Annotated in this window: 11 protein-coding genes, 1 tRNA gene and 3 rRNA genes; 3 read left to right on the plus strand and 12 right to left on the minus strand. The window is 54.7% G+C overall.

All coding sequences use genetic code 11. The features are described 5' to 3' along the window. Window positions 1-12 precede the first annotated feature (12 nt). The 6 genes from aceB to QMG90_RS20660 form a co-directional block, all read right to left on the minus strand. Window positions 13-1,614, minus strand: coding sequence for a malate synthase A (aceB, locus tag QMG90_RS20635; protein ID WP_283281559.1), 1,602 nt, complete (start codon window positions 1,612-1,614; stop codon window positions 13-15). Between the two features lie 270 nt (window positions 1,615-1,884). After that, window positions 1,885-2,814, minus strand: a complete 930-nt coding sequence (metA, locus tag QMG90_RS20640; protein ID WP_283281560.1) for a homoserine O-acetyltransferase MetA — start codon at window positions 2,812-2,814, stop codon at window positions 1,885-1,887. A gap of 183 nt (window positions 2,815-2,997) precedes the next feature. Then, window positions 2,998-3,113 (minus strand): 5S ribosomal RNA (gene rrf / locus QMG90_RS20645). Window positions 3,114-3,302: 189 nt separating this feature from the next. After that, a 23S ribosomal RNA gene (locus tag QMG90_RS20650) occupies window positions 3,303-6,211 on the minus strand. A gap of 321 nt (window positions 6,212-6,532) precedes the next feature. Further along, window positions 6,533-6,608 (minus strand) — tRNA-Glu (locus tag QMG90_RS20655). Between the two features lie 87 nt (window positions 6,609-6,695). After that, window positions 6,696-8,237 (minus strand): 16S ribosomal RNA (locus QMG90_RS20660). The 16S, 23S and 5S rRNA genes sit together here with 1 tRNA gene alongside, the layout of an rRNA operon. 562 nt (window positions 8,238-8,799) lie before the next feature. Between QMG90_RS20660 and purH the strand changes: the two genes are divergently transcribed. Further along, complete coding sequence (purH, locus tag QMG90_RS20665) at window positions 8,800-10,389, plus strand: bifunctional phosphoribosylaminoimidazolecarboxamide formyltransferase/IMP cyclohydrolase (RefSeq protein WP_283281561.1); 1,590 nt, start codon at window positions 8,800-8,802, stop codon at window positions 10,387-10,389. Between the two features lie 15 nt (window positions 10,390-10,404). Further along, window positions 10,405-11,694, plus strand: a complete 1,290-nt coding sequence (gene purD, locus QMG90_RS20670) for a phosphoribosylamine--glycine ligase (protein WP_283281562.1) — start codon at window positions 10,405-10,407, stop codon at window positions 11,692-11,694. Here purD and zraR read toward each other — a convergent pair. Both zraR and zraS read right to left on the minus strand, forming a co-directional pair. Then, entirely contained in the window at window positions 11,691-13,025 is a 1,335-nt protein-coding gene (gene zraR, locus QMG90_RS20675; RefSeq protein WP_283281563.1) for a sigma-54-dependent response regulator transcription factor ZraR, read from the minus strand. The two genes, purD and zraR, sit on opposite strands and share 4 nt — an antisense overlap. Next, window positions 13,022-14,410 (minus strand): two-component system sensor histidine kinase ZraS, encoded by a 1,389-nt coding sequence (gene zraS / locus QMG90_RS20680; RefSeq protein WP_283281565.1) that lies wholly within the window; start codon window positions 14,408-14,410, stop codon window positions 13,022-13,024. The genes zraR and zraS overlap by 4 nt, the downstream gene beginning before the upstream one ends. 252 nt (window positions 14,411-14,662) lie before the next feature. Here zraS and zraP point away from each other — a divergent pair, with 252 nt between their 5' ends. Beyond that, complete coding sequence (gene zraP, locus QMG90_RS20685) at window positions 14,663-15,115, plus strand: zinc resistance sensor/chaperone ZraP (RefSeq protein ID WP_283281566.1); 453 nt, start codon at window positions 14,663-14,665, stop codon at window positions 15,113-15,115. A 2-nt stretch (window positions 15,116-15,117) separates the two neighbouring features. Here zraP and QMG90_RS20690 read toward each other — a convergent pair whose 3' ends face one another. The 4 genes from QMG90_RS20690 to nfi form a co-directional block, all read right to left on the minus strand. Beyond that, a complete protein-coding gene (locus QMG90_RS20690; protein WP_283284015.1) occupies window positions 15,118-15,810 on the minus strand; it encodes a DUF1481 domain-containing protein in 693 nt (230 codons plus the stop codon). 12 nt (window positions 15,811-15,822) lie between these two features. Continuing rightward, entirely contained in the window at window positions 15,823-16,095 is a 273-nt protein-coding gene (gene hupA, locus QMG90_RS20695; protein WP_006816568.1) for a nucleoid-associated protein HU-alpha, read from the minus strand. A gap of 186 nt (window positions 16,096-16,281) precedes the next feature. Then, complete coding sequence (locus QMG90_RS20700; protein ID WP_283281569.1) at window positions 16,282-16,872, minus strand: YjaG family protein; 591 nt, start codon at window positions 16,870-16,872, stop codon at window positions 16,282-16,284. Between the two features lie 45 nt (window positions 16,873-16,917). Next, window positions 16,918-17,586 (minus strand): deoxyribonuclease V, encoded by a 669-nt coding sequence (gene nfi / locus QMG90_RS20705; protein WP_283281570.1) that lies wholly within the window; start codon window positions 17,584-17,586, stop codon window positions 16,918-16,920. Window positions 17,587-17,590 lie beyond the last annotated feature (4 nt).

Below are 17,590 nucleotides of genomic sequence, written 5' to 3' on the forward strand. Positions count from 1 at the left end.
TTATGTGGTGAGTTAAGGCAACAGGCGGTAGCCCGGCAGCGTAAGGAAATCGATCAGTTCGTCAGAGGTGGTAATTTCTTCCATCAGGCGTGCGGCATCATCAAAACGGCCGCTGCTGTAGCGCGCTTCGCCCAGCTCAGCCTGAATAACGCGCATCTCTTCTCGCAGCATCTGCCGGAACAACTCGCGAGTGACGGGTTTACCATTGCTGAGCGTCTTTTCGTGATGGATCCACTGCCAGATAGAGGTACGGGAGATCTCGGCGGTGGCGGCGTCTTCCATCAGACCGTAGATAGGTACGCAGCCGTTGCCGGAAATCCAGGCTTCGATGTACTGAACCGCGACGCGGATATTCGTGCGCATCCCCTCTTCGGTACGTTCGCCATCGCAGGGCGCCAGCAGCTGTTCGGCGGTGATCGGCGCATCCGTTTCCCGCGTCACAAACAGCTGGTTCGGCTTTTCACCCAGAATGCCGTCGAAGACCGCCATCACCGTATCAGCCAGCCCCGGATGCGCCACCCAGGTGCCGTCGTGGCCGTTCTTCGCTTCCAGCTCTTTGTCCGCTTTCACTTTCGTCAGTACCTGCGCGTTGCGTTCCTCATCTTTGCTGGGAATAAACGCTGCCATGCCGCCCATCGCAAACGCTCCGCGGCGGTGACAGGTTTTGATCAGCAGACGCGAATAGGCGCTCAGGAACGGTTTGTCCATGGTGACCACCTGGCGATCCGGCAGGACACGATCCGGGTAATTCTTCAGCGTCTTGATATAGCTGAAAATGTAATCCCAGCGGCCACAGTTCAGGCCGACGATGTGATCGCGCAGCGCATGCAGGATCTCGTCCATCTGGAATACCGCAGGCAGGGTTTCGATCAGCAATGTCGCTTTGATGGTGCCGCGAGGCAGATCGAAGCGATCCTCCGCGTAGCAGAACACATCGCTCCACCAGGCCGCTTCCTGCCAGGCCTGCGTTTTCGGCAGATAGAAATAAGGGCCGCTGCCTTTGGCTAATAAGTTTTTGTGGTTATGGAAGAAGTAGAGCGCGAAATCAAACAGGCTTCCCGGGATAGCCTCACCGCGCCAGGTAACGTGCTTCTCCGGTAAATGCAGGCCGCGTACGCGGCAGATCAGCACCGCCGGATCGGGCTTCAACTGGTAGATTTTGCCGTTTTCATTGGTGTAGCTGATGGTGCCGTTCACCGCATCGCGCAGGTTGATTTGGCCTTCGATCACTTTGTCCCAGTTCGGCGCCAGAGAATCTTCAAAATCCGCCATGAACACTTTTACGTTAGCGTTCAGGGCATTAATGACCATTTTGCGCTCAACCGGGCCGGTGATTTCAACGCGGCGATCCAGTAAATCATCCGGGATGCCACGGATCGTCCACTCACTCTTACGAATGGAATCTGTTTCCGAAATAAAATCAGGCAGTGTTCCGCCATCGATATCCTGCTGTTGTTTGACACGAGCGGCCAGCAAGCTATTGCGTTTAGCCGTGAAACGCGTCACCAGTTCTGTCAGAAACTCTACAGCTTCTGGCGTCAGGATTTGCGCTTCCTGTTCGCCACGTCGCTGACTAAACGCCAGTTCATCGATGGTTGTTGCCTGTTGATTCATTTCGCAGCTCCTCGTAATCGATCCTTTAGGATTTCCCCAACGTGAACGAACGATCGTTGTGTGGTTTTCGTTCAGCACAATTAAGACTACTCATTTAAATTTCAAAATCAAAAACAATTTCCATTTTTGAATTAAAAACATTTCAACGTATTGATAACAAAGAATTTAAAATTTATTTACTGAATGAAGTGGATTTCAGAAATGAAAAAGGCACCCGAAGGTGCCTGTGGTGGAATGCTGAAACGCTTTAGGATCCTGAATGTCAGGAGATTAATCCAGTGTTGGATTCATATGGCGCAGATCGTACGGTGTGATCTGGTAGACGTAATAGTTGAGCCAGTTGGTAAACAACAAATTGCCGTGGCTTCGCCAGCTGGCACGAGGACGATTTTGCGGATCGTTTTTCGGGAAATAGTTATAGGGGACTTCCGGATTCAGACCGGCTTCAACGTCGCGGAAATATTCACCCGCCAGGGTATCCGCATCATATTCAGGATGACCCGTCACAAAGGCGATGCGTTTATCCTTGCTGGCAAACAGGTAAGCGTCACCGTCGTCCGTTTCGGCGAGGATTTCGAGATCGGTATAGTCGCGAATAAGCGCCGCCGGGAAATCAGCATAGCGTGAATGAGGAGCCAGAAACGCGTCATCAAACCCGCGGGTCAGCAGAGCATGAGGATGGAGGATGTGATGTTCATAAACGCCGGAAAGTTTTTCTGTGCGGGTTTGTTTAGGAATACCGTAGAGAATATTGAGTGCCGCCTGTACGGCCCAACAGACAAACAGCGTGGAGGTCACGTGATCTTTTGCCCATTCCAGCACCTGCCTGATTTGCGGCCAGTAGGCAACGTCGTTGAATTCAACCAGTCCCAGCGGCGCCCCCGTGACAATCAGTCCATCAAAGTTTTCATGGCGTATATCGTCAAAGTTGCAGTAAAAATTGTTCAAATGTTCGGCCGGCGTGTTACGCGATTCGCGGGCATCGATGCGCAATAGCTGAATATCGACCTGTAGCGGCGAGTTCGAGAGCAAACGCAGAAACTGGTTTTCCGTTTCGATCTTCTTTGGCATCAGGTTAAGGATCAGCACCTTCAGAGGGCGGATTTCCTGACCTGTCGCGCGCGATGCGGTCATCACAAAGACGTTTTCATCACGCAAGAAATTGACGGCTGGTAGCTCGTCCTGTACCCGAATCGGCATAACCTTGTTACCTCACAGCATACGTATAAACGTTTAGACATCCAGATAGCTGAAGATAACCAGAATTGATCAGAATGTCGAGTCTGGAAGCGAAAGGTGAGAAAGTTTCAATTTCAGGAGATGTGAAAAAGGACAAAAACGCAAAAAGGCCATCCTTCCGGATGGCCTCTTCACCTAATTAATGCCTGGCAGTGTCCTACTCTCACATGGGGAAGCCCCACACTACCATCGGCGCTACGGCGTTTCACTTCTGAGTTCGGCATGGGGTCAGGTGGGACCACCGCGCTAAAGCCGCCAGGCAAATTCTTGTGCTCAGTACGCAATAATTTATCGCATCCGCTGCGTTGGCTGCGCTCGTAAACTCAGTCACATACTTCTGTATGCTCCTTCCTTTCCTTCGCTTGCCGCCTTGCCGCTGCGCAAACTATTGCCTACTCTGAATCAATGCTGAAAATCTGTCTCTCACGCCAAAACATCTTCGGCGTTGTAAGGTTAAGCCTCACGGTTCATTAGTACCGGTTAGCTCAACGCATCGCTGCGCTTACACACCCGGCCTATCAACGTCGTCGTCTTCAACGTTCCTTCAGGAGACTTAATGTCTCAGGGAGAACTCATCTCGGGGCAAGTTTCGTGCTTAGATGCTTTCAGCACTTATCTCTTCCGCATTTAGCTACCGGGCAGTGCCATTGGCATGACAACCCGAACACCAGTGATGCGTCCACTCCGGTCCTCTCGTACTAGGAGCAGCCCCCCTCAATTCTCCAGCGCCCACGGCAGATAGGGACCGAACTGTCTCACGACGTTCTAAACCCAGCTCGCGTACCACTTTAAATGGCGAACAGCCATACCCTTGGGACCTACTTCAGCCCCAGGATGTGATGAGCCGACATCGAGGTGCCAAACACCGCCGTCGATATGAACTCTTGGGCGGTATCAGCCTGTTATCCCCGGAGTACCTTTTATCCGTTGAGCGATGGCCCTTCCATTCAGAACCACCGGATCACTATGACCTGCTTTCGCACCTGCTCGCGCCGTCACGCTCGCAGTCAAGCTGGCTTATGCCATTGCACTAACCTCCTGATGTCCGACCAGGATTAGCCAACCTTCGTGCTCCTCCGTTACTCTTTAGGAGGAGACCGCCCCAGTCAAACTACCCACCAGACACTGTCCGCAACCCGGTTTACGGGCCCACGTTAGAACACCAGCCATTAAAGGGTGGTATTTCAAGGGCGGCTCCATGCAGACTGGCGTCCACACTTCAAAGCCTCCCACCTATCCTACACATCAAGGACCAGTGTTCAGTGTCAAGCTATAGTAAAGGTTCACGGGGTCTTTCCGTCTTGCCGCGGGTACACTGCATCTTCACAGCGAGTTCAATTTCACTGAGTCTCGGGTGGAGACAGCCTGGCCATCATTACGCCATTCGTGCAGGTCGGAACTTACCCGACAAGGAATTTCGCTACCTTAGGACCGTTATAGTTACGGCCGCCGTTTACCGGGGCTTCGATCAGGAGCTTCGCCTTACGGCTGACCCCATCAATTAACCTTCCGGCACCGGGCAGGCGTCACACCGTATACGTCCACTTTCGTGTTTGCACAGTGCTGTGTTTTTTAATAAACAGTTGCAGCCAGCTGGTATCTTCGACTGGTCTCAGCTCCATCCGCAAGGGACTTCACCTACGCACCAGCGTGCCTTCTCCCGAAGTTACGGCACCATTTTGCCTAGTTCCTTCACCCGAGTTCTCTCAAGCGCCTTGGTATTCTCTACCTGACCACCTGTGTCGGTTTGGGGTACGATTTCGTGTTACCTGGAGCTTAGAGGCTTTTCCCTGGAAGCAGGGCATCTGTCACTTCAGCACCGTAGTGCCTCGTCATCACGCCTCAGTGTTAAAGCACTCCGGATTTGCCTGGAGCACACACCTGCACGCTTAAACCGGGACAACCGTCGCCCGGATGACACAGCCTTCTCCGTCCCCCCTTCGCAGTAACACCAAGTACAGGAATATTAACCTGTTTCCCATCGACTACGCCTTTCGGCCTCGCCTTAGGGGTCGACTCACCCTGCCCCGATTAACGTTGGACAGGAACCCTTGGTCTTCCGGCGAGCGGGCTTTTCACCCGCTTTATCGTTACTTATGTCAGCATTCGCACTTCTGATACCTCCAGCAGCCCTCACAGACCACCTTCAACGGCTTACAGAACGCTCCCCTACCCAACAACACTTAGTGTCGCTGCCGCAGCTTCGGTGCATGGTTTAGCCCCGTTACATCTTCCGCGCAGGCCGACTCGACCAGTGAGCTATTACGCTTTCTTTAAATGATGGCTGCTTCTAAGCCAACATCCTGGCTGTCTGGGCCTTCCCACATCGTTTCCCACTTAACCATGACTTTGGGACCTTAGCTGGCGGTCTGGGTTGTTTCCCTCTTCACGACGGACGTTAGCACCCGCCGTGTGTCTCCCGTGATAACATTCTCCGGTATTCGCAGTTTGCATCGGGTTGGTAAGTCGGGATGACCCCCTGGCCGAAACAGTGCTCTACCCCCGGAGATGAATTCACGAGGCGCTACCTAAATAGCTTTCGGGGAGAACCAGCTATCTCCCGGTTTGATTGGCCTTTCACCCCCAGCCACAGGTCATCCGCTAATTTTTCAACATTAGTCGGTTCGGTCCTCCAGTTAGTGTTACCCAACCTTCAACCTGCCCATGGCTAGATCACCGGGTTTCGGGTCTATACCCTGCAACTTAACGCCCAATTAAGACTCGGTTTCCCTTCGGCTCCCCTATTCGGTTAACCTTGCTACAGAATATAAGTCGCTGACCCATTATACAAAAGGTACGCAGTCACACCCCAAAGGGTGCTCCCACTGCTTGTACGTACACGGTTTCAGGTTCTGTTTCACTCCCCTCGCCGGGGTTCTTTTCGCCTTTCCCTCACGGTACTGGTTCACTATCGGTCAGTCAGGAGTATTTAGCCTTGGAGGATGGTCCCCCCATATTCAGACAGGATACCACGTGTCCCGCCCTACTCATCGAGTTCACAGCCTGTGTGTTTTTGTGTACGGGGCTTTCACCCTGTATCGCGCGACTTTCCAGACGCTTCCACTGACACACATGCTGATTCAGACTCTGGGCTCCTCCCCGTTCGCTCGCCGCTACTGGGGGAATCTCGGTTGATTTCTTTTCCTCGGGGTACTTAGATGTTTCAGTTCCCCCGGTTCGCCTCGCAACACTATGTATTCATGTTACGATGATGCACCGAAGTGCACCGGGTTTCCCCATTCGGACATCGCCGGTTATAACGGTTCATATCACCTTACCGGCGCTTTTCGCAGATTAGCACGTCCTTCATCGCCTCTGACTGCCAGGGCATCCACCGTGTACGCTTAGTCGCTTAACCTCACAACCCGAAGATGTCTTGTTCTGTCCGGCTTGTTGCGCGTCGTGAATACTGTGTTGTTCCGTACTCGCGATGCTCATGGACATTAAGTCCACTGCGCTCGCTACGTGCGGTACGCCTTGTCTTCACTTCGCTCACATCACCTCTGACAGTGTTGTCTTCTGATTGCGAAAATTTGAGAGACTCGAACACACATAAACTGTGTGTCGTTTCAATTTTCAGCTTGATCCAGATTTTTAAAGAGCAAATATCTCAAACGTGACTCACTGAGTCAGTTTTGAGATATCAGTGGGCAACGCCTTTCACACATTACCGCGCAAGTGGCGTCCCCTAGGGGATTCGAACCCCTGTTACCGCCGTGAAAGGGCGGTGTCCTGGGCCTCTAGACGAAGGGGACACAAAGTCTGCTTCGCAAGACGCCTTGCTGCTATTCACTTTTCATCAGACAATCTGTGTGAGCACTTCGAAGGCAGGTTCTTTCAGGTAAGGAGGTGATCCAACCGCAGGTTCCCCTACGGTTACCTTGTTACGACTTCACCCCAGTCATGAATCACAAAGTGGTAAGCGCCCTCCCGAAGGTTAAGCTACCTACTTCTTTTGCAACCCACTCCCATGGTGTGACGGGCGGTGTGTACAAGGCCCGGGAACGTATTCACCGTGGCATTCTGATCCACGATTACTAGCGATTCCGACTTCGTGGAGTCGAGTTGCAGACTCCAGTCCGGACTACGACATACTTTATGAGGTCCGCTTGCTCTCGCGAGGTCGCTTCTCTTTGTATATGCCATTGTAGCACGTGTGTAGCCCTGGTCGTAAGGGCCATGATGACTTGACGTCATCCCCACCTTCCTCCAGTTTATCACTGGCAGTCTCCTTTGAGTTCCCGACCTAATCGCTGGCAACAAAGGATAAGGGTTGCGCTCGTTGCGGGACTTAACCCAACATTTCACAACACGAGCTGACGACAGCCATGCAGCACCTGTCTCACGGTTCCCGAAGGCACATTCTCATCTCTGAAAACTTCCGTGGATGTCAAGACCAGGTAAGGTTCTTCGCGTTGCATCGAATTAAACCACATGCTCCACCGCTTGTGCGGGCCCCCGTCAATTCATTTGAGTTTTAACCTTGCGGCCGTACTCCCCAGGCGGTCGACTTAACGCGTTAGCTCCGGAAGCCACGCCTCAAGGGCACAACCTCCAAGTCGACATCGTTTACGGCGTGGACTACCAGGGTATCTAATCCTGTTTGCTCCCCACGCTTTCGCACCTGAGCGTCAGTCTTTGTCCAGGGGGCCGCCTTCGCCACCGGTATTCCTCCAGATCTCTACGCATTTCACCGCTACACCTGGAATTCTACCCCCCTCTACAAGACTCAAGCCTGCCAGTTTCGGATGCAGTTCCCAGGTTGAGCCCGGGGATTTCACATCCGACTTGACAGACCGCCTGCGTGCGCTTTACGCCCAGTAATTCCGATTAACGCTTGCACCCTCCGTATTACCGCGGCTGCTGGCACGGAGTTAGCCGGTGCTTCTTCTGCGGGTAACGTCAATTGCTGCGGTTATTAACCACAGCACCTTCCTCCCCGCTGAAAGTACTTTACAACCCGAAGGCCTTCTTCATACACGCGGCATGGCTGCATCAGGCTTGCGCCCATTGTGCAATATTCCCCACTGCTGCCTCCCGTAGGAGTCTGGACCGTGTCTCAGTTCCAGTGTGGCTGGTCATCCTCTCAGACCAGCTAGGGATCGTCGCCTTGGTGAGCCGTTACCCCACCAACAAGCTAATCCCATCTGGGCACATCTGATGGCATGAGGCCCGAAGGTCCCCCACTTTGGTCCGAAGACGTTATGCGGTATTAGCTACCGTTTCCAGTAGTTATCCCCCTCCATCAGGCAGTTTCCCAGACATTACTCACCCGTCCGCCGCTCGCCGGCGGGGAAGCAAGCTTCCCCCCGCTGCCGCTCGACTTGCATGTGTTAGGCCTGCCGCCAGCGTTCAATCTGAGCCATGATCAAACTCTTCAATTTAAGTTTGATGCTCTAAGAATTAAACTTCGTAATGAATTACGTGTTCACTCTTTGAGACTTGGTATTCATTTTTCGTCCGAGGACGTTAAGAATCCAGTCACTCCGAGTGCCCACACAGATTGTCTGATAAATTGTTAAAGAGCAGTTGCGACGCGGCTTACAGCGCACCGTCGCGAGGTGGCGTATATTACGCTTTCCTCTTTCAGAGTCAACCCTGAATTTCAGCGTTTTTCTCTTCCGACGTCTCGTCGCGATGTGATGTTGTTCACAAGCGCCGTGTCGATGGAGGCGCATTATAGGGAGTTCTCTGCAGCCCGCAACAGAAAAATGACACAAAAATGACTGACTGCTGCATTCCCCAGCAAAACCCCGGGTTATACCTGTTTACACACAAACTTATCCACAACCCCGAGAAAAAATGAAAATTCGCGAGCGTCGCGCAAACGTTTTCGTTACAATGCCGCGCTAAACGAAAGATGCCTGGTCAGGCGCGTTAGTTGAGTTTTTTATGGAAAATTCACCTAACGCTCTCTGTAATGTTCAAATCCTGGGGATTTATACCATGCAACAACGTCGTCCAGTCCGCCGCGCTCTGCTCAGTGTTTCTGACAAGGCCGGTATCGTCGAATTCGCACAGGCGCTTTCCACTCGCGGAGTTGAGCTGCTGTCTACTGGCGGCACCGCGCGCCTGCTGGCAGAGAAAGGCCTGCCGGTGACTGAAGTCTCTGACTACACCGGTTTTCCGGAAATGATGGATGGACGCGTTAAAACCCTGCACCCAAAAGTTCATGGCGGTATTCTTGGTCGTCGTGGTCAGGATGACGACATCATGGCGCAGCACGCCATTTCGCCAATTGATATGGTGGTCGTGAACCTTTACCCCTTCGCCCAGACCGTGGCGCGTGAAGGCTGCACGCTGGAAGACGCGGTAGAGAATATCGATATCGGCGGCCCGACGATGGTGCGCTCCGCGGCCAAGAACCATAAAGATGTGGCTATTGTCGTAAAAAGCAGCGACTACAGCGCCATTATTAAAGAGATGGATGCGAACGACGGCTCTCTCACCTTTGAAACCCGTTTTGATCTGGCAATTAAAGCCTTTGAGCATACCGCCGCTTACGACAGCATGATCGCCAACTACTTCGGCAGTCTGGTTCCGGCTTACCACGGCGACACCGACGCACCATCAGGCCGTTTCCCGCGAACCCTCAATCTGAACTTCATTAAGAAGCAGGATATGCGCTATGGCGAGAACAGCCACCAGCAGGCCGCCTTCTATATAGAAGAGAATGTGAAAGAAGCGTCGGTAGCGACGGCGCAACAGTTGCAGGGTAAAGCGCTCTCTTATAACAACATCGCCGACACCGATGCTGCGCTGGAATGCGTGAAAGAATTCAGCGAACCGGCGTGTGTGATTGTGAAACACGCGAACCCGTGCGGCGTCGCCGTCAGTGATTCCATTCTCGACGCCTACGACCGCGCGTATAAAACCGATCCGACTTCCGCGTTTGGCGGCATTATCGCGTTCAACCGCGAGCTGGATGCGGAAACCGCGCAGGCCATCATCTCTCGCCAGTTCGTCGAAGTGATCATTGCCCCAACAGCCTCTCTGGAAGCCCTTAAAATTACCGCCGCGAAACAGAACGTCCGCGTTCTGACCTGCGGTGAGTGGGCATCACGCGTGGCAGGTCTGGATTTCAAACGCGTCAACGGCGGTTTGCTGGTTCAGGACCGGGATCTGGGTATGGTGACGGAAACCGAACTGCGGGTGGTGACCAAACGTCAGCCGACCGCGCAAGAGCTGCGCGACGCACTGTTCTGCTGGAAGGTGGCGAAATTCGTTAAATCTAACGCCATCGTCTATGCGAAAGAGAATATGACCATCGGCATTGGTGCGGGCCAGATGAGCCGCGTTTATTCTGCAAAAATCGCAGGCATTAAAGCTGGCGACGAAGGGCTGGAAGTGAAAGGATCGGCGATGGCGTCGGATGCGTTCTTCCCGTTCCGGGATGGTATTGATGCCGCAGCCGCTGTCGGCATCACCTGTGTTATCCAGCCGGGCGGCTCCATTCGCGATGACGAAGTGATCGCCGCCGCCGATGAACACGGTATCGCGATGATCTTCACCGACATGCGTCACTTCCGCCATTAATCCACGGAGCAGAGAATGAAAGTATTAATCATCGGAAACGGCGGGCGCGAGCACGCGCTGGCGTGGAAAGCCGCGCAGTCACCTCTGGTTGACACCGTGTATGTCGCGCCGGGCAATGCGGGCACGGCGCTGGAGCCTGCGCTGCAAAACGTCGCCATCAGCGCAACGGATATCCCGGCGCTGCTGAGCTTTGCGCAGAACGAAAAAATCGGCCTGACCATCGTCGGCCCAGAAGCCCCGCTGGTGATTGGCGTGGTGGATGCGTTTCGCGCCGCGGGCCTGACGATCTTTGGCCCGACAGAAGGTGCTGCGCAGCTGGAAGGCTCAAAAGCGTTCACGAAAGATTTCCTTGCACGTCATAACATCCCTACGGCGGAATACCAGAACTTCACAGAAGTGGAGCCTGCGCTGTCTTACCTGCGTGAAAAAGGCGCGCCGATCGTCATCAAAGCGGACGGTCTGGCTGCAGGCAAAGGGGTGATCGTGGCAATGACGCTGGAAGAGGCGGAAGCCGCGGTGAACGATATGCTGGCAGGTAACGCGTTTGGCGACGCCGGGCACCGCATTGTTATCGAAGAATTCCTTGATGGTGAAGAAGCCAGCTTTATTGTGATGGTTGACGGCGAGAACGTGCTGCCGATGGCCACCAGCCAGGATCACAAACGTGTGGGTAACGGTGATACCGGACCGAATACCGGCGGTATGGGCGCTTACTCGCCTGCGCCGGTGGTCACCGACGATGTTCACCAGCGCACGATGGAGCGCATCATATGGCCAACCGTGCGCGGCATGGCGGCAGAAGGCAATACCTACACCGGTTTTCTCTATGCGGGTCTGATGATCGACAAGCAGGGCAATCCGAAGGTGATTGAATTCAACTGCCGTTTTGGCGACCCGGAAACTCAGCCGATCATGCTGCGCCTGCAATCTGATCTGGTGGAACTGTGCCTGGCGGCCTGTGACGGCAAACTGGATACGAAAACCTCACGCTGGGATCCGCGCGCCTCACTCGGCGTCGTGGTCGCTGCCGGCGGTTATCCGGGCAGCTATCGCACGGGTGACACTATTCACGGCCTGCCGCTGGAAGAGGTTGCTGACGGTAAAGTCTTCCACGCCGGCACCCGCCTCTCTGATGACGACCAGGTGCTGACCAGCGGTGGACGCGTACTGTGCGTGACGGCATTAGGCGAGACGGTGGCGCAGGCGCAGAAACGCGCTTATGAATTACTGCACGATATTCACTGGGACGGCAGTTTCTACCGTAACGACATCGGCTATCGCGCCATTGCACGCGAGAAAAACTAGCGGCTTAGCTTTGCCAGCAACGTTTTACGCGTGATCCCCAACTGACGGGCGGCTTCAGTTTTGTTGCCGCCCGTTTTTTCCAGCGCCGCCAGAATCACCTCTTTTTCCACCTCCACCAGCGGCTGAATCGCGGCGTCTCCGGTGTTATCTGGCTCCGGCACCACGGTTCCGGCAATCGACAGCGGCAGTTCTCTTTCTGAAATATACTCGCCAGTTAATAACACCACCGCGCGCTCAACGGCGTTCTCCAGTTCACGAATGTTTCCCGGCCAGGGATAGTGGATCAGCAAATCCATCGCCTGCGGGGTAAAGCCTTTGACCGGTTTGCGGTTTCGCTCGCCGTAGCGTTGCAGAAAGTGTTCGGCCAGTAGCGGGATATCTTCCCGGCGCTGACGCAGCGGGGGCATCTCGATGGTCACGACATTGAGGCGATAGTAAAGATCCTGGCGAAAACGCCCTTCGGCCACCTCTTGCGCCAGGTTACGGTGCGTCGCGGCAATCAGCCTGGCATCGATAGGGATCGTTTTGTTACTACCGACGCGCTGTATCTCACGCTCCTGGATGGCCCGCAGCAGGCGGACCTGCATCAGCGGGGAGATATCGCCGATTTCATCCAGAAACAGAGTGCCGCCCTGCGCTTCCTCGAAACGGCCTTCGCGACGTTTATCCGCACCGGTGAACGCCCCTTTCTCATGACCGAACAACTCTGACTCCAGTAATGATTCATTCAGCGCGGCGCAGTTGAAGATCACCAGTGGCTTATCACGGCGCCCGCTGCTGGTGTGCAACGCTCTGGCGACCAGCTCTTTACCGGTGCCGGATTCGCCGCAAATCAGCACTGTGGCATCCGAAGGTGCCACCAGCGCGATCTCATTCAACAGCGCCTGCATCGCCGGGCTCTGCCCTACCATGCCAGATTGCATGGCGGAAACCGGTGATGACGCAACCGACGATGGATGCGTATGGGCCAGCGCCCCGGCGACGGTCTCTTCCAGACGGTCGAAATCCAGCGGTTTCGTCAGATAATCCAGCGCGCCGGACTTTATCGCCTCCACTGCGGTTTCAATGCTAGAGAATGCGGTCATGATCAGGATCGGAATCGCCGGATTGTACGCTTTGATCTCTTTTAACGTTTCGATCCCGTCCATTTCCGCCATACGAATATCACACAACACGAGATCGAAAATACGTTCCCGCACCTGCTCCAGCGCCTGCCGCCCGTTGTACGACAGCGTGACGTTATACCCCCACCCCCGGAGCAACGCCTGTAATATCGTGCAGTGGCTGATGTCATCATCAACAACGAGAATATTGACCTTCGTACGAGTCATCCTTGCCTGTCCTTCTGTGATGCGTTCATCGGCAGAAACAGCGTAAAGACGGCGCCTTCACCTGCGGTGCTTTCGACCTGAACCGTCCCGCCGTGCTGTTCAATAATATTCTGTACCACCGCCAGCCCAAGCCCGGTGCCGTCGGCTTTGGTGGTGAAATAGGGCGTAAAAATCGCTTCCAGTTGTTCCGACGCGATCCCTTTCCCGCTGTCGCTGACCGTGATTTTCAGCCGCTGACCATCGCTCTCGCTGGCCTCAACAGAAAGGGTACCGTCGCGACCGATTGCCTGAATCGCATTCAGATACAGATTCAACAACACCTGGGTCAACCTGTCCGGATCGGCCTGTATCTGCCGTAGTTCCGGCCGCGAGTGGAATTGCAGATCAATGTCCCGGCTCTTCGCGTCCTGACTCACCAGTTGCAGCGAATGGGTGATCAGCGCATTGACGTCAACTGCTTGCAGGGAAAGGTGCGGCGGTCGCACCAGCTCCAGCAGTTCACTCACGACCCGGTTCAGCCTGTCGGCCTCTTTTGCCATTACCTGCGCCAGCGCATGGGATTCACTGTCTGACGGTGCGCGTTCCGCAAAATATTTCGCAATCCCCTTGATGGAAGAGAGCGGATTACGGATCTCATGCGCGACGCCCGCCGCGAGATGCCCCAGCGCCGTCAGTTTCTCTTTGCGTTTATTCGCCTCCTGCAACAGCAGCCAGGAGCGCTGATAGCGGCGAAACCAGAACAGCGCAGAAATCGTCGCAAACAGCACCACGCCGGCGGCGCAAAGCATCACGATCATATTTCGCCGCTCTCTCGCCAGCGTCGCATCCAGTTCGCTGACGTCCAGAGCGATGAAAATCACCTGTGGCGCGCTGGCAACATCTCCACCGCCGCGTCGTGACATCATGCGCATATGATGCCTGCCCACAGGATTCTGCGGGCGAAACTGTCGGTAAATTTCCACCGCTGGTTCGGGCGTGGTGATCCGCCGCCAGCGCTCCTGCTCGCCGATACCCAGTTCGCGCATCATGGCGGCAGAATAGAGGGTTTTGCCGACCTGTAGCGGATCGCTATGAGCGGTGATCCGGCCCGCGTCATCCGTCACCGCAAACCACAAGACGCCCGGCTGCCAGGCCATCTCTTCCAGCAGCGCCTGCAGCTGCATTTGATGCATCCGCATGCCCATGCCGACACGCGTTCCCGACTCCAGCGCGCGGATTAATACGCTCCCTTTTTCCTCCAGGTTCTGCCGTGCGGCGGTATTTTCCCGCGCATAGTCGCGAATGATCAGCACCGAGAACAGGCCTATCAGCAGCAACGTCAGGCCCGCCAGCAATCCGCTTAGCCAGCTGGCGGCTGATCCTTTCGGTAAACGCATCAGGCTCATGAATACTTCCTTTACGTTGATGTTCTCTCCTGTGCAGCAGAAACCATGCCACTTTTGCTGGCGGATAACTTTGTCCTCAGGCATATCCCGGGCCTTTTGCCGGGTAAAAATGACCCGCCCACGATGCCCTGGCGAGTCATTTTTACTCGTTTCGTCTGCCTTCTCACGAGGACGCCCCGTCTCTGCGCGGTTTTTGTCTCTGGCACGGAAGATGCAAAAAGGGGATGAATGGTTCAATAAGGAGAAAAGACGATGAAACGAAATAAAGGATTCACCCTGGCACTGATCGCTATTGCCACGCTGACGATTGGCAGCAGCGCGGCGCTGGCAGGCCCCCATTGGGGAAACGGCTACGGTATGGGCGGTCAGGGCTACAGCCAGCTGACGCCAGAACAGCAAACCACGCTGCAGAAATTGCATAACGACTACTACACACAGACCAGCCAGTTGCGTCAGCAGTTGATGTCGAAACGCTATGAGTATAATGCGCTGCTCACCACCAGCTCGCCGGACAGCGCGAAAATTGAGTCCGTAGCGAACGAGATAGCAACGTTGAATCAGCAACTCGACCAGCAGCGCGTGAAGTTTGATATTGCGTTAGCAGAATCAGGCGTGCCGCGTGGTACCGGAATGGGTTACGGCGGTTGTGGCGGCGGAATGCATCGTGGCGGCGGTCACATGGGTATGGGCATGGGCCGCTGGTAATCTCAGAAGGTTTTTTCCTGCGGCTGCCAGGTACAAAAGTCTTCGTTCGCGACCAACAGCAACTGAGACCCTTCCGGCGCCTCAAGCCAGGCGACGCTCACTTCCAGAGAAGAGTGGTTCTGGCGGCGCTGAATGCGCGATAACGCCCAGGCTTCAAGGTCAGGCTTCACCGCCTGGCCTTCACAGGTAGTGACCGTTTGATCGGCATGCCAGCGTCCCTGGCGCAGCACCACACGCCCGTGACGCAACGCGTCGCTGGTCAGACGGAGTTGCTCTGCCCGGAATTTGTACAAGGCGATTTGATCGCTGGAAAGCTGCTGTTTCTGTCCGTCCACTTCACGTTGCATAAAACTGAGTTCGCCGTGATCGTCAAAACGGGCGCGAATGTGTTCGGGCGTTTTACTGTAGACGTTGAGTTCAATCAGCGTCAGCGTATCGCCCTGCCAGCGGTATTCGCTGGTTGAGGTGTTTCCGCTTCGCCAGGGGCTGAAAGCGGCAAGAAGATGAGTCTCGCCGTTGGCATCTTTACGCCACAGGCGTACAGCGCCCTGATCATCCGCGTAACCGCTGGCGGTAAACGGCGGCAGTGAGGAATTATGACTACAGGCTGACAGCAACAGCACGCCCGACAGCGCCAGCATGCGACGCCAGAAGGACAAAAGGGGCGAAACCGCCCCTTCGATAAAACTGTTCACTGCCACGCGGTCTTACTTAACTGCGTCTTTCAGTGCTTTGCCAGAAACAAATGCCGGTACGTTAGCTGCGGCGATTTTGATTTCTTTACCGGTCTGCGGGTTGCGGCCAGTGCGCTCAGCGCGGTGGTTCACTTTGAAGGTACCGAAACCAACCAGTTGTACAGCATCACCTTCTTTCAGAGACTCAGTAATAGCAGCCAGGGTGGATTCCAGAGCAGATTTTGCCTGTGCCTTTGACAGATCAGCCTTGTCCGCAATTACATCAATCAGTTGAGTCTTGTTCATAAGTTATCCTTACAATGTGTTTATCGCTTGCTAAGCATCGAGTGCGACGGATATGCCTTAAGAGCACTCTCCTGCATATACGCACCGATAGCCACTTTTTTTCGCCCTCCAAATGTAGACCAGACGGGGGGCAGATGTGAAGCCTTCAGGCACGACAAATCACGCGGTAAATCACGTTTTATCGTCTCATTGCTTAAAATTTATACCAATATTGCTCTCGCCAGCTTCGCGGAGGTCTGCACGAAGCCCTTTAATCAGTTCCAGGTCGCGTTCTTCGCAGCCTGCCAGCAGGCGAAAAATTTCCCATTGGATATCCCATTCCTGTTCTACCGCCGGGTTTTCTTTCAGTTCTTCGTCGGTCATTTCACGACCGGCCTGGGTCATTTCCAGCATCGCTACCGTAGTAATAGACGTCTTACTGACTTCAACCGCATGCTCCAGCGTTTCACCACTCAAACGCGAGTGCACGAGTTCACTTAACGCCACACACGCATCGATGGCCGGATAGACACCATACATATCGTAGTCGTCCGCCGCCGGAATCGCCTCTTCCAGTTTCTCAAGCTGGCTGTCGAAGTTCACTTTCGCCTCTTTGACCGTCAGCGTTTCCCAGATTAAATCGAGAATACGGCGATAAAGATGCGGATCGCCAAACTCGGTCTCCTTGCAGAACATCGCGTAGTTCGGATACATGCGTTCGCACAGGCAGGCCATAAAGGTCGTGTGCTGCCAGCTTTCCAGCTTCTCCAGACGCAGATGAATGGGGTTTTGTAGCATGATGACATCCCGGATTCGAAAATTAGCGGCAGTGTACCTGAATCATTACTGAATTTCCTGCCAACGAACAAATGCCGGGCGGCCCGAAGCAACGGCGTCAGCCCAGCGTGTTGGTTCCGGCAGGCGGTAACCGCGCATACAGCGTTGCACCCATGCCAGCGCACTGTCGATGCTGACGCGGTGACCGGTTGAAACAAAGAGCGGATTACAGCGGATTTTGCTGCGCCACACCCACGCCAGTTGCTCGCCTTTATCCATCAGCGGTGCCAGCGCGCCGGGTTCTGGCGACAGCGGATCAAACTTACCGCACAGGCGTTTTTTCGCCACGCCGATGGTCGGCACATCCACCAGCAGACCAAAATGGCTGGCTACGCCAAGACGACGTGGATGCGAGATACCGTGACCGTCCACAAACAGTAGGTCCGGTTTTTGTGAAAGCTGCGCCCAAGCCGCGCTCAGCGCCGGAGTTTCACGGAAAGAGAGAAAGCCAGGAACGTAAGGCATGGTGGTGGCGACGCGCGCCACCTGATGTTCGATAAGCTCAAGCGAAGGATACTTCAGCAGGATGATGGCCGCGCGTGTGACTTCGCCGCCCTGCTCAAACCCCACGTCAGCACCTGCGATCAACGTCGGTGGATCCTTATCTAAACGATCCTCGCGGATCACGGATGAGGCCAGTTCAAGTTGTTGCGCGCGAAGTGACGCGAGATCCATAACA

Origin of the sequence: Trabulsiella odontotermitis, from assembly GCF_030053895.1 — a bacterium.
Lineage (GTDB): Bacteria > Pseudomonadota > Gammaproteobacteria > Enterobacterales > Enterobacteriaceae > Trabulsiella > Trabulsiella odontotermitis_C.